This window comes from Pedobacter sp. KBW01 (genome assembly GCF_003852395.1).
In the GTDB taxonomy this organism is placed as follows: domain Bacteria; phylum Bacteroidota; class Bacteroidia; order Sphingobacteriales; family Sphingobacteriaceae; genus Pedobacter.
The window spans coordinates 20,131-32,860 of sequence record NZ_QAJQ01000027.1 but is presented as its reverse complement, the minus strand read 5'-3'; the positions used below and the strand labels follow the sequence as shown (position 1 = coordinate 32,860).

The 12,730-nt window shown below is 40.9% G+C and carries 9 protein-coding genes; 5 read left to right on the top strand and 4 right to left on the bottom strand.

Going from position 1 to position 12,730, the window contains the following annotated elements; genetic code table 11:
* The first annotated feature begins 103 nt into the window (after positions 1-103).
* Positions 104-1,729: an NADP-dependent glyceraldehyde-3-phosphate dehydrogenase gene (locus DBR40_RS22345; RefSeq protein ID WP_124561956.1), complete on the top strand. Its 1,626-nt coding sequence runs from the start codon at positions 104-106 to the stop codon at positions 1,727-1,729.
* A 205-nt stretch (positions 1,730-1,934) separates the two neighbouring features.
* Here the strand turns inward: DBR40_RS22345 and DBR40_RS22340 are convergent, their stop codons facing one another.
* Entirely contained in the window at positions 1,935-3,071 is a 1,137-nt protein-coding gene (locus tag DBR40_RS22340) for a hypothetical protein (RefSeq protein ID WP_124561955.1), read from the bottom strand.
* 79 nt (positions 3,072-3,150) lie between these two features.
* Here DBR40_RS22340 and DBR40_RS22335 point away from each other — a divergent pair, with 79 nt between their 5' ends.
* Entirely contained in the window at positions 3,151-4,185 is a 1,035-nt protein-coding gene (locus DBR40_RS22335) for a dipeptide epimerase (RefSeq protein ID WP_124561954.1), read from the top strand.
* 45 nt (positions 4,186-4,230) lie between these two features.
* On the opposite strand, the gene DBR40_RS22330 is transcribed toward DBR40_RS22335, so the two are convergent.
* Together DBR40_RS22330 and DBR40_RS22325 are read right to left on the bottom strand one after the other, a co-directional pair.
* On the bottom strand, positions 4,231-4,431 hold the full coding sequence (locus tag DBR40_RS22330) for a DUF6358 family protein (protein WP_124561953.1): 201 nt from the start codon (positions 4,429-4,431) through the stop codon (positions 4,231-4,233).
* A gap of 189 nt (positions 4,432-4,620) precedes the next feature.
* Positions 4,621-4,938 carry a rhodanese-like domain-containing protein gene (locus DBR40_RS22325; RefSeq protein ID WP_124561952.1) on the bottom strand — a complete coding sequence of 106 codons (318 nt, stop codon included), beginning with the start codon at positions 4,936-4,938 and terminating at the stop codon, positions 4,621-4,623.
* Positions 4,939-5,066: 128 nt separating this feature from the next.
* On the opposite strand from DBR40_RS22325, the gene DBR40_RS22320 reads away from it, so the two are divergent.
* The 3 genes from DBR40_RS22320 to DBR40_RS22310 all read left to right on the top strand — a co-directional run bounded on the left by DBR40_RS22320 (position 5,067) and on the right by DBR40_RS22310 (position 9,512).
* On the top strand, positions 5,067-6,188 hold the full coding sequence (locus DBR40_RS22320) for a DUF4407 domain-containing protein (RefSeq protein WP_124561951.1): 1,122 nt from the start codon (positions 5,067-5,069) through the stop codon (positions 6,186-6,188).
* Between the two features lie 164 nt (positions 6,189-6,352).
* The gene (locus tag DBR40_RS22315; protein ID WP_124561950.1) at positions 6,353-8,194 is read left to right on the top strand and encodes a M61 family metallopeptidase; all 1,842 of its coding nucleotides are present in this window, start codon (positions 6,353-6,355) and stop codon (positions 8,192-8,194) included.
* Between the two features lie 10 nt (positions 8,195-8,204).
* Positions 8,205-9,512: a M20/M25/M40 family metallo-hydrolase gene (locus tag DBR40_RS22310; RefSeq protein WP_124561949.1), complete on the top strand. Its 1,308-nt coding sequence runs from the start codon at positions 8,205-8,207 to the stop codon at positions 9,510-9,512.
* Between the two features lie 191 nt (positions 9,513-9,703).
* On the opposite strand, the gene carB is transcribed toward DBR40_RS22310, so the two are convergent.
* On the bottom strand, positions 9,704-12,541 hold the full coding sequence (gene carB / locus DBR40_RS22305; protein ID WP_124561948.1) for a carbamoyl-phosphate synthase large subunit: 2,838 nt from the start codon (positions 12,539-12,541) through the stop codon (positions 9,704-9,706).
* Positions 12,542-12,730: the final 189 nt, after the last annotated feature.

Genomic DNA, 12,730 nt, shown 5'->3' with positions numbered 1-12,730 from the left:
GGCACCACAAAAAGTGCCTAAATCTTTAATGTTTTTTTTAAAAACGTTAATCTATACTTAAACTATAGACTAACAATTATAAACCCTAACAACCAAACCAAAATTGAGTACACCGCTAAACCTCGAAAGTATTTTCGTTGAAGAGAGCCAGATTCCAGATGAATTTAGGCTCAAGGAAGAAATCAATCAGAAAGAATTCCTTTCCAATGGTGAAATGAAACCCTGGAACGGACCTTTTAACGAAGTTTTTTCTCCCGTATGTATTAAAACTCCTGAAGGTTTAAAACGAAAACGGATTGGAAGTTTCCCGGTATGTACCGAAAAGGAATCGACAGAAGCTTTGGATGCTGCAGTTGCTGCTTACGATAACGGTCGCGGCCAGTGGCCAACCATGAGCGTTGCTGATCGTATTGCCTGCGTAGAAAACTTTACCCACAAAATGATCGAGCAAAAAGAAATTGTTGCCAAACTGATTATGTGGGAAATTGGTAAATCGTATGCCGACTCGGTAAAAGAGTTCGACCGTACGGTTGAATATATCTATGCTACCATTGATGCGCTAAAAGATATCGACAGACAATCTTCGCGTTTCGAAATAGAGCAGGGTATTGTGGCCCAGGTGCGCCGTTCGCCACTGGGGGTAGTACTTTGTATGGGGCCGTTTAATTATCCCTTAAACGAAACCTTTACCACTTTAATTCCGGCTTTGATTATGGGCAACACGCTTTTATTCAAACCACCTAAACACGGTACATTATTGCACTACCCTTTATTAGAGGCGTTCCGCTCTAGTTTTCCGAAGGGAGTAGTAAACACCATTTACGGCCGCGGTAATACCATTGTTCCGGGTTTAATGAAATCGGGAAAAATTAATGTGCTAACGCTGATCGGTTCGAGCAAGGTGGCCAACGAGCTGAAAAAACTACACCCTAAAGTAAACCGCTTAAGGGCCATTTTAGGGCTTGATGCCAAGAATGCGGCTATTATTACCAAAGATGCAGATCTTGATCTGGCAGTTTCTGAAACAGTATTGGGTTCGCTTTCTTTTAATGGACAGCGTTGTACTGCCATTAAAATTGTTTACGTGCACCGCAGCCTGGCGCAGGAATTCTTAAAACGTTTATCGGCAGAGGTAGAGAAACTAAAGTTTGGTATGCCATGGGAAAAAGGCGTAAACCTTACCCCACTACCAGAATTAAATAAACCCGAATATTTAAAAGATTGCATTGATGATGCTGCTGAACACGGTGCAAAGGTAATTAACAAAAACGGTGGACAAACCCTCGAAACTTTTGTTTACCCTGCCATTGTTTATCCGGTTAACAGCAACATGAAACTTTACCGCGAAGAGCAGTTTGGCCCGATTGTACCTGTAGTGCCTTTTGATGATTTAGAAGAACCAATCGAGTACTTAATCGGTTCGCCACACGGCCAACAGGTCAGTATTTTCAGTAACAATGCGGCAGTTATTTCTTCGCTAATCGATCCATTGGTTAACCAGGTGAGTCGTGTTAATATCAACTGTCAATGCCAGCGTGGTCCGGATGCATTTCCGTTTACCGGCCGTAAAGATAGTGCCGAAGGTACCCTCTCGGTAGTAGATGCGTTACGTTCGTTCTCAATCAGATCACTTGTAGCCACTAAATTTACCGATAGCAATAAAAAACTATTAAACGAGATTGTTAAAGGAGATGATTCGAACTTCCTGAGTACGAAATACATTTTCTAGTTTGATAGCAAAAAACGCAAATCAATGGATTTGCGTTTTTTTATCCTGTCATTCTGCAAAAAGACGATCGTCATTCCAGTGCATATGGGAACCAAGTAGTGCTCAGCGAAGCTAATCTTAAAACTTATTCATTACGATTCCCAATCAAGTTGGGAATGACGGATTGCCTATACCGTTATTGCAATAGCGAATTCCATGGGGGCTGTCAGTAATTATTATAATAATAGCCAATATCATCTACCAACTGGTTGTAAATCGGCTTGGTAAACTCCAAAAATAAGGTACTTGGTGGCGGTGGAAGCATCTCCCTGCGTTTTGTCATGGCCAGTTGCTGCTTGCTCAACGCACGGTCATCGCCTTTATAACTCGCCCAACTATCTCTCCAAATATAAGTTCCCGGAAATTTTTGCTGACGCACCAGTTTTTTAGTGCTCCAGTCCATAATACTCATATCCAGCAAGCCTGAAGAAGAAATATTCTTTTCAAAAATACTCAGAGTAGCCTTAACCGTACCATAAATGGGTTTTCTTTCGCGGGTTTCGCCAATTACTACACTATCGCGTTTGAGCCTTTCAACCCGCTCTTTTACATAAGTTTGTCCAACCACAAAATCATCGAAATTTAAGCTCAATACCTGATCGGGAACAATTTTTTGATCAGTAGCCTGCTGCTCGCCATAAAAAATCACAAACTTATTCCGCGAATATTGACCAATAAACTGATCAATTTGCCGCTGAAAATAATCGGCACTTAATTTATACATGCTGCTGTTTACAATAATCGGTTGTACAACCACCCGGGTTACCGCAGCCCAGTAGGCATCTTCCATTTTAGCTTTCGCATCCTTGTAATTCGGTTGCAGGTTCAGTGTTTTTTCGAACTCGTAATAAGCCTTTTTTGCTGCTAAACGGTTATTTTCCCTTAAGTAACCCAACCCTGAGTTGTATCTCGCCCCGGCAGCCATGTATTTACTATCTGCAAGCTCATTTATATATTTCGATGGGCTGGGCACTATTGCCAAACAAGCCGGACAGCTGTTAATATCATCTGCCAGCTGGTTTATTTTCTGGTAATCGTACATAATCGATTCCCATCTGAACAAGTCGTTCGATAATTTAGCTTCATCAATTTTCCGCAAATGGCTCTGTAAAGCCAGATCATAAGCAGTTTTAAGCACCTGCATAGCTTCGGTGTTTTTGGGCGAGTTTTGCAACCTGCTAACCGCCTTACTTACCGACGCATCGTAGTCGCCTTTTTGCAGCGCATTCTTTCCTGTGGTACATCCTCCAATAATTATTAAGGATAAATAAATAAAATACCGTAATCTTGAAACGTTTTCCATGGCAGAGGTTTTTGCGTTAATAAACAAATATACTTTTGTAAGGCAATAATTTCCCTATTTATTTAGAAGACGATTGATCATGAAGATTAGTTACAAACAATTTGAACTAGAATTAAAACACCCGTTCTCGATTTCCAAATTTACCCGCACCAGCACGCCTTTAATGTTGCTTAAAATAACTTACGAGGGAATTACAGGTTATGGAGAGGCCTCAATGGTGCCTTACATGGGCGAAAGTTACGAAACGGCCGCAAGCTTTTTAAAACAGGTAGATTTAAGCGCTTTTAAGCACCCTTTCAATTTTGGGGAAATTATTGCCTACCTCGATAGCATTGCACTCGGACAGCCAGCTATAAAAGCAGCCATAGATATTGCATTGAACGATATACAGGGGAAAATTTTAAATAAACCCTGTTACGAAATTTATGGAGCAAACCCAGACCAAATGCCTGTTACCTCTTATACCGTTGGTATTGATACCCCCGAAGTCATCCGCGAAAAACTGAAAGATGCCAGTGCTTTTAAGGTGATAAAAGTTAAACTGGGGAGGGATAACGATCAGGAGATTATCGAAACAATCCGCAGTATGACCAATGTTCCGTTGTATGTAGATGCCAACCAGGGATGGAAAGACCGAATTAAAGCCATCGATCTGATTTACTGGCTGCATAACAATGGTGTGGTTCTAATTGAGCAGCCTATGGATAAAGATGATCTAGCTGGTAACGCCTGGTTAACCGAGCGCAGCCCGATTCCGCTACTGGCCGATGAAGCTGTACAGCGCTTAGCCGATATGGACAGACTGAAAGGAGTTTACCACGGCATTAATGTAAAACTGATGAAAAGCTGTGGCATGTACGAAGGGCATCAGATGATTTTGAAGGCCCGTGCTTTTGGAATGAGGGTTTTAATTGGCTGCATGAGCGAAACCAGCTGCGCAACATTAGCTGCAGCCGCGTTAGCGCCATTGTGCAACTGGGCAGATTTAGATGGTCCATGGTTAACCAAAAACAATCCTTTTACCGCTCCGGCTTTCGAAAATGGCAGGTATATTTTAAAAGATTTACCCGGATTAGGACTTGAAGGTGTTAATGAGCTTATGTGGAATGAATAGCCAAAATGCACATTCCCTCATTCAATCATTCAAAACTCAATCCTTTTATAATTTAGGATCTTTTTCCTTAAAGCTTTTCCTAATGTCTTTGGTTAGCTGATACTTGAAATAAAACAAGCAGCAAGTTACGCCCACTAAAAATCCTGCAGGAAGATATTTCGCGTTGTTGTAACACCAAACCAATCCAAAAATAGAAAGGATAATGGCCAGGTTGTAGAAGATATTTAAAGCAAATTTTTTACCCACAGATAGAGGATTTTGTTTGTAAGAGATTTATGTACAAAGCACCAATTAGCAATAACCAATTTTCAAACCCTATCCGGTGCCAATAACATTTACGCAATCGGTAAAGTTTGAAAATTGATATTTGTTTATATTTAACTTACTCCAATTGACAATTGTACTTTGGTTATTGTTTTTTGATAATTGGTTATTCTAATAAACCGGCATATTCGGATCGTAAGCCTCTTGCCAGGCCAAAATCCCACCTTTTAAATTGTAAAGGTTATCTAATCCGTATTGTTGTTCTAACTGCATTACAGCTGCTGCACTTCTTTTACCACTACGGCACTGAATAATTACTGGTTTATCTTTCGCAACCTTATCAGCCTCAATTAAAATTCCACCTAACGGAATATTTTCACCGTTCAGATTAGAAACTTCATATTCGAATGTTTCACGAACATCAATTAATTGAAAATCTTCATTGTTGTCGATTTTCTCTTTTAGTTCTTGTACCGATATTTCTTTCATTTTATTAAATGTATTTATGCAAATATAAGAAAATCAGCCTTACTGCCTCCATCAAAAAAATGCCATAAAATTTTGCTAAAAACTGTAACAACTTAAACCCTTAGGCGTTTAATTATAAATAGTTACAAATGGACAAACTGAACCGTTTCTTTTGGTTTTGCTCTGGCGCTCATATCCCGACACTGGAAAAATATCCTTCAGAACAAAATAAATATACCGGCATTGGTGCCACCATCTTTTTTACAGGCTTATTTGCAGCCCTTTCTGGCGGTTATGCCATGTATTTTGTATTTAAAGGCGATGACCTGGCGGTAATTTTCGCCATCATTTTTGGCTTTTTGTGGGGTGCTGCCATTTTTAATATGGACCGTTACATCGTATCCAGCATCAATAAAAGCGCAAGTACCAATAAGCAGCTGCTACAAGCAACGCCGCGTATTTTACTCGCCATTATGATCGGGATGGTAATTTCGAGACCAATTGAGCTTAAAATTTTTGATAAAGAGATTAAAGAACGGTTAAAAGTGAGCTACCTTAATGGTCAGCGCGCTAAAATAGATACGCTGAATAAAGCTTTCGAGAAAAAATACCAGGTAGAATTTGGCCGTTTAAACCAGCAAAAAGCTACCCGCGATTCGCTCGAAAAAGGCATCAAATCCGACCGGCAGAAACTTAACTTCGAAATATTCGGGAATAAAACTACCGAAACATCTGGTGTAATGGGTTATGGTCCTTATGCCAAACGCAAGGAAGCCGAAATTGCACAACGCACAGCAGAGCTCGATTCGCTCAAAGCAACCATTAACAAATCGGAAACTTTTGTTGATAAACGCAAAGAATTTGATGGCCTGTTTACTGAAAAACTATATACCAAAAAGCAATTAGACAGCCTCGCCAATATTGCAGGTTTTGCCGATCGTAACTGGGCGCTTGGCCAGCTCAAATTTAACGTAGATGGCAGCCGCGACAATAACACCGCCATTGCAGTAACTTTTATTGGCCTGCTGTTTATCTTCTTCGAATGTTTGCCTGTATTTGTTAAACTGATGAGCGCCCGTGGCCCTTACGATTATGCCATTGCCGACGGAGATGAGGTTTCGATTTACCATTCTAAAAAAGATAAAGATTTTCATTTCGAAGTCGCAGATAATATTCACGAAACCCGGGTCGATTCAGAATCATCCAAACGAAAGGAAATTATTAAAGGAAAAGCCTACCGGGACCTGGAAAAACACGACTGGGACAGCTAGGTTTGAGAGAAGATGGAATAGGGAAGGTGAAAGGTTGGTTAATGGCCCATAGTTGATGGCTTATAGACAATGGTCAGTTCCCGATCTAACTATTAACCAATAGCCAAAAAGGCTACCTTAAAAATCTTCCATTTTTATTAAATTGCCCTCATAATTCCCTTTTTATGAAGAATTTTCTAGGTACCGCAATCGGGAGCCTGCTCTCACTTGCGGCTTTTGCCCAAAACGAAATCAGTTATGCAGTTTCATTTCCAAATGCCATCCACCACGAGGCAGAAATCAGCATGCTTATTCCCAATGTTCCTGCAGGCACGTTAAAGGTGCGCATGAGCCGCTCTTCGCCGGGGCGCTATGCCACACACGAGTTTGGCAAAAACATATACCATTTAAAGGCTTTTGATGGCGCAGGAAAAGCCTTAACGATTAACCAGCCAGCAGGTGATGTATACGAAATCCCCAGCCAAGGTAACAGCGTTAAAATAACCTATACCCTTTTCGGCAATTGGATTGACGGCACCTATGCCGGTTTCGACGAAACCCATGCCCACATGAATATTCCGGCAACCTTTGCTTTCCCCATTGGGATGGACGACCGCCCCAGAAAGGTAAAGTTTAACTACGCCGGTAAACAAAACTGGAAAGTGGCCACCCAGCTTAAACCTGAGGCCGATGGAAGTTATTTTGCACCCAATCTGCAATATTTTATGGATAGCCCTATTGAAATTGCAGACTATAAAACCGCAAGCTGGCAGGTTAAAAATACTGACGGCAAAGTGCAAACCATCCATCTCATTTCACATTCAAACGATGATCAGCAAGCGATCGACAATTATGCAGGAATGCTTAAAAAAATGGTCGATGAGCATTTAGCAGTATGGGGCGAGTTTCCAACCTACGACTTTGGTCATTATTACTTTTTAGAAGATGTTTACCCCGATAATGCAGGAGATGGGATGGAGCACCGGAATTCGACATCCATTGTGCAACGCACCCCCAAAATTGAAGGGTACGAATCCAATTTGCTGGGCACATTTTCGCACGAATTTTTCCACAGCTGGAACGTGGAGCGCCTACGCCCCAAAACCTTAGAACCCTTTAATTTCGAACATGCCAATATGAGCAACGAACTTTGGCTGGCCGAAGGTTTTACCCAGTATTATGGCAACCTGCTGTTAACCCGTGCAGGTTTAAAAACAGAAGATAATGCCATCCAGACTTTTAACGGTTTGGCAAACGCGGTGCTGCTTTCGCCAGGGGCACTCAACTTTTCGCCCATTGAAGCCAGCAGGTACGCGGTATTTGCCGATGCCGGTGTAGCGATAGATCAAACCAACAAAGCCAATATTTTTACTTCCTATTATACTTACGGGGCTGCTACGGCCCTCGCTTTAGACCTCCGTTTAAGAGCCGAATTTAAGCTTACGCTCGATGACTACATGCGGGCACTGTGGAAAGCTTACGGAAAGCCGGAAATTGCTTACACTGTTCCTGATTTAGAAAAAAGTTTGGCAAGCTTAACCAAAAACCCAGCCTTTGCTTCCAGGTTCTTTAAAAAGTACATATATGGCACCGAAAAAAATGATTATGCGCAATTGTTACTAAATGCCGGACTGGTACTGCGTAAGGCAAACCCAGGGCAGGCATATACTGGTTTTGGAAATATTGGCTCAATAGACGACAAAATTATTTTATCGCAAACCCTTGTAGGAACTCCAGCGTATAAAGCAGGTCTGGATATTGGTGATATTTTATTAACAATAGATGGAAAAAAAGTGAAGAACGGCCCTGAGGTAATTAAAATTATTGACGATCATAAGCCAGGCGACACAGTCGATATCACTTATCTTTATCGTGGTGTAGAAAAAACAACAAAATTGACCTTAACCGAAAATCCAACCTTAGAAATTGTTAGCATTGAAAAAGCTGGAGGAACCTTAACGCCTGCCATGCAAAATTTCAGAACGAATTGGTTAGGCTCACAAGTTAAATCGAAAACAACTAATTAAACATAAAAAAATGAAGAAAATCGCCCTTTTTGCCTTAGTCGGAATGGCAGGTTTGCAGCTTAAAGCGCAAAACATCGATAAAATTATTACCCGAGAATATACCGACCACCTGATTAAAACTTTAAGTGCCGATGATATGCAGGGAAGGGCTACCTTTACCCCTGGTATTGATAAGGCCGCTACATTTATCGAATCGGAATTCAAAAAAATTGGTTTAAAACCTTTAGAAGGCGAAAAAACTTTTCGCCAAACATTCAATAAATACCGCATAACTAACCAAAACACCAGTGTTAAAATTGATGGGCAGGAGATAGCTTCAGAAAATCTGATTATTTCTGGCGTAGCAACAGAAAACGTTAACCTCGATAAATCGAATGCCACTGTGGTTAAATTAGACCCTGAAAAACCTTTTGTAGCTCAGCTTAGGGCAATGACAGAAGCAGGCAAAAATCAGATTGTTTTGGTTGATAGCAAATTCGTCGATTTGTTTAAGCGTTACAGAAATTATTTTAGCAAACCTGCAACTGTTGATGAAAAAGAAATAAAAGCCACTACCAGTGCGGTACAGGTTTTTGTTTTGGGCAAAGATGCAGCAAGCGATTTTTCTGCAACGATTAAAAGCAAAGTAGATAAAATGCCATTGTTTAATGTTGCCGGTGTAATTCCAGGAAAATCAAAAGCTAAAGAAATTGTAGTGTTCTCGGGCCATTACGATCACCTGGGCTTTCTTAAGCCAGTAGATGGCGATAGTATTGCCAACGGAGCAGATGATGATGCCTCGGGCACAACAGCAATGATTGCCCTCGCCAAATACTATAAAGCACAAAAAAACAACGAACGCACACTGATTTTTGTAGCTTTTACTGCTGAAGAAATTGGCGGCTTTGGTGCAAAATATTTCTCAGAAAAATTAAATCCAGACGATGTTGTGGCTATGTTTAACATCGAAATGATTGGAAAAGACTCTAAATTTGGTAAAAACACCGCATTTATTACAGGTTACGAAAGATCGGATTTTGGCAAAATTTTACAGAAAAACCTGGCCGGGACCGAATTTACTTTTCACCCGGATCCATATCCTGAGCAGAATTTATTTTACAGAAGCGACAACGCTACGCTAGCGGCTTTGGGCGTTCCGGCACATACCATCAGCACCGATAAAATTGATATCGATAAATTGTACCACTCAGTTAAAGATGAATACAGCTCTTTAGATGTAGAAAATATTTTATCAACCATCAAAGCAATTGCGAAGAGTGCAACCAGCATTGTAAATGGAACTGATACACCGACAAGGATACCGAAGCTGAAGCAGTAAGACGAGTTGAACAGACCTCTCAGGCCTTACAGGACCGCCACCCTGAATTTATTTCAGGGTCTCAATAGCACAGGAGGGATGCTGAAATAAATTCAGCATGACGATGGTGATAAAAAACGCGATAGGTAGAACAACTGCCTAAAACAAAAAAGGCTTCCGATTTACATCAGAAGCCTTTTTTTGTTCTTTTATTATTTACTCAAATACATTGATTTGTCTTTGTAAAGCTTGCGGAAGTAAGGATCTTCCAGATCTTTAATGAAGCGGATCGCCTCACCAGTCGATTTCATTTCAGGGCCTAGCTCTTTAGGTACCTCCGGGAATTTCTCGTAAGAGAAAACCGGCTCTTTAATGGCATAACCTTTCAATTTACGTACAATGGTAAAATCTTTCAGTTTTGCTACACCCAGCATAATTTTCGCTGCAATGTTGATGTAAGGCACATCGTATGCTTTCGCAATAAACGGAACCGTACGCGATGCCCTTGGGTTCGCCTCGATTACATATACCTTCTCATCTTTAATGGCAAACTGAATGTTTAGTAAACCACGCACATCTAAAGCTTTTGCAATTTTAACCGAGTATTCTTCCATTGCTTTAGTTACCGTTTCTGATAAGCTAAAAGTTGGCAATACGGCAAATGAATCGCCAGAGTGGATACCTGCAGGCTCGATGTGCTCCATCATACCTACAATGTGAACATCCTCACCATCCGAAATCGAATCCGATTCTGCTTCTTCTGCTCTATCTAAAAAATGATCGATCAATACACGGTTGCCCGGTAAATCGCCCAACAATTTCACTACTGCTTTCTCCAGGTCTTCATCGTTAATTACGATACTCATACCTTGTCCACCCAGTACATAACTCGGACGAACCAACACCGGATAACCTACCTCATTGGCTACAACGATAGCCTCTTCAGCATTTTCAGCAACTCCGTATTTTGGATAAGGGATATTTAACTCTTTTAACAGATCAGAGAAACGACCGCGATCTTCAGCGATATCCATGTTCTCGAAAGAAGTTCCGATAATTTTGATACCTTTTTCAGTTAACTTTTCAGCCATTTTCAAGGCTGTTTGTCCACCAAGCTGAACAATTACACCTACCGGTTTCTCTAACTCGATAATTTCGCGTACATGTTCCCAGAAAACAGGTTCGAAGTAAAGTTTATCGGCCATGTTAAAGTCGGTAGAAACCGTTTCAGGGTTACAGTTAACCATGATGGCTTCGAAACCTGATTCTTTTGCAGCCAGTAAACCGTGTACACAAGAGTAATCGAACTCAATACCCTGACCAATACGGTTAGGACCTGAACCCAATACGATTACTTTTTTACGGTCTGAGGAAACAGATTCGTTTTCCTCTTCAAAAGTTGAATAGTAATATGGTGTTTGCGCCGGGAATTCCGCAGCACAGGTATCAACCATTTTATATACCCTGCGAATGCCTAGCTCTTTTCTACGATCGTAAACTTCATCTTCGGTTACGTTACCCAATAACCAGGCAATCTGCACATCCGAAAATCCTTTTTGTTTTAAGGTAAAGAAGAAATCGCGCGGGATATTATTTAATGAATATCTTTTTAACTCAGTTTCTAAAGCTACAAGCTCCTGAATCTGGTTTAAGAACCATTTATCGATTTTGGTTACCTTACGGATCGACTCCAAAGGAACACCCATCGCCATGGCATCTTTTATTAAGAACAGACGGTTCCATGAAGCATGCTCCAAACCATCCATAATTTCTTCAATATTACGTACTTGTCTGCCATCAGCACCTAAGCCCGAGCGGCCAATTTCCAAACTCTGACAAGCTTTTTGTAAAGCTTCGATGAAAGTACGACCAATTGCCATTACTTCACCTACCGATTTCATTTGTAAACCAAGCTCTTTATTGGCTCCTTTAAATTTATCGAAGTTCCAGCGTGGTACTTTTACGATCACGTAATCTAAAGTAGGTTCGAAATATGCAGAAGTGGTTTTGGTAATCTGGTTTTCAATTTCATCCAGATTGTAACCGATAGCCAGTTTAGCGGCAATTTTTGCAATCGGGTAACCAGTTGCTTTACTTGCCAAAGCTGATGAACGTGATACACGTGGGTTAATTTCGATTGCGATGATTTCGTCATCAGCCGGGTTAACCGAGAACTGAACGTTACAACCGCCGGCAAAGTTTCCGATGGCACGCATCATTTTAATCGCCTGGTTACGCATTTCCTGGTAACAACGGTCAGATAAAGTCATGGCCGGAGCAACAGTAATCGAATCACCAGTGTGGATACCCATCGGGTCGAAGTTTTCGATCGAGCAGATAATGATTACGTTATCGTTGCTATCTCTTAACAACTCTAACTCATACTCTTTCCAGCCTAAAACTGCTTTCTCTACCAAAACCTCGTGTGTTGGCGAAGCTTCTAAACCACGTTTAAGTGCAGCATCGAATTCTTCTTTTCTGTGCACAAAACCACCACCAGAACCACCTAAGGTATATGATGGGCGGATTACCAATGGAAAACCAATTTCCTGAGCGGCTTCTTTACCTTCTAAGAATGAGTTGGCAATTTTCGATTGAGCAACACCTACGCCTATATCAACCATTAACTGGCGGAAGGCTTCGCGGTTTTCTGTTTTCTCGATTGCATCAACATCAACCCCTACAACTTTAACACCGTATCTTTCCCAAACACCGCGTTCTTCTGCTTCTTTACAAAGATTAAGTGCTGTTTGGCCACCCATAGTTGGTAGCACGGCATCAATTTTAGGTAAACTTGCATCAGCAATATGCTCTTGCAAAATCTCTTCGATCGAATCAACTGTTAACGGACGAAGGTAAACATGGTCGCCGATAACTTTATCCGTCATAATAGTAGCCGGATTAGAGTTGATAATTGATACGGTAATCCCTTCTTCTTTTAAAGATAGGGCCGCTTGAGAACCCGAGTAATCAAATTCACAGGCTTGGCCAATAATAATTGGTCCAGATCCGATAATTAGTACTGAGCGAATGGAAGTGTCTTTAGGCATGATAAAGCTTAAACAATAATTAAAATTCTAAAGTATTGGTTCATTTAAGAACCTTAGAAAGCAACGAGATTTAGTGCTATTGCGAAGAAAAATCCCAACTGTTCTGTCGGGATGCAAAGATACATCTTTAGCGCGATTTTAAGCTGATTTTTTTAAAATAAAAAAGAGGCCTTTATTCTGCCTCTTTTT

Excerpts from the sequence above, each read along its gene's own strand:
- DBR40_RS22340 (WP_124561955.1), bottom strand. The coding sequence starts at position 3,071 with ATGGAAAACGTTTCAAGATTACGGTATTTTATTTATTTATCCTTAATA.
- DBR40_RS22335 (WP_124561954.1), top strand. The coding sequence starts at position 3,151 with ATGAAGATTAGTTACAAACAATTTGAACTAGAATTAAAACACCCGTTC.
- DBR40_RS22325 (WP_124561952.1), bottom strand. The coding sequence starts at position 4,938 with ATGAAAGAAATATCGGTACAAGAACTAAAAGAGAAAATCGACAACAAT.
- DBR40_RS22320 (WP_124561951.1), top strand. The coding sequence starts at position 5,067 with ATGGACAAACTGAACCGTTTCTTTTGGTTTTGCTCTGGCGCTCATATC.
- DBR40_RS22315 (WP_124561950.1), top strand. The coding sequence starts at position 6,353 with ATGAAGAATTTTCTAGGTACCGCAATCGGGAGCCTGCTCTCACTTGCG.
- DBR40_RS22310 (WP_124561949.1), top strand. The coding sequence starts at position 8,205 with ATGAAGAAAATCGCCCTTTTTGCCTTAGTCGGAATGGCAGGTTTGCAG.
- carB (WP_124561948.1), bottom strand. The coding sequence starts at position 12,541 with ATGCCTAAAGACACTTCCATTCGCTCAGTACTAATTATCGGATCTGGA.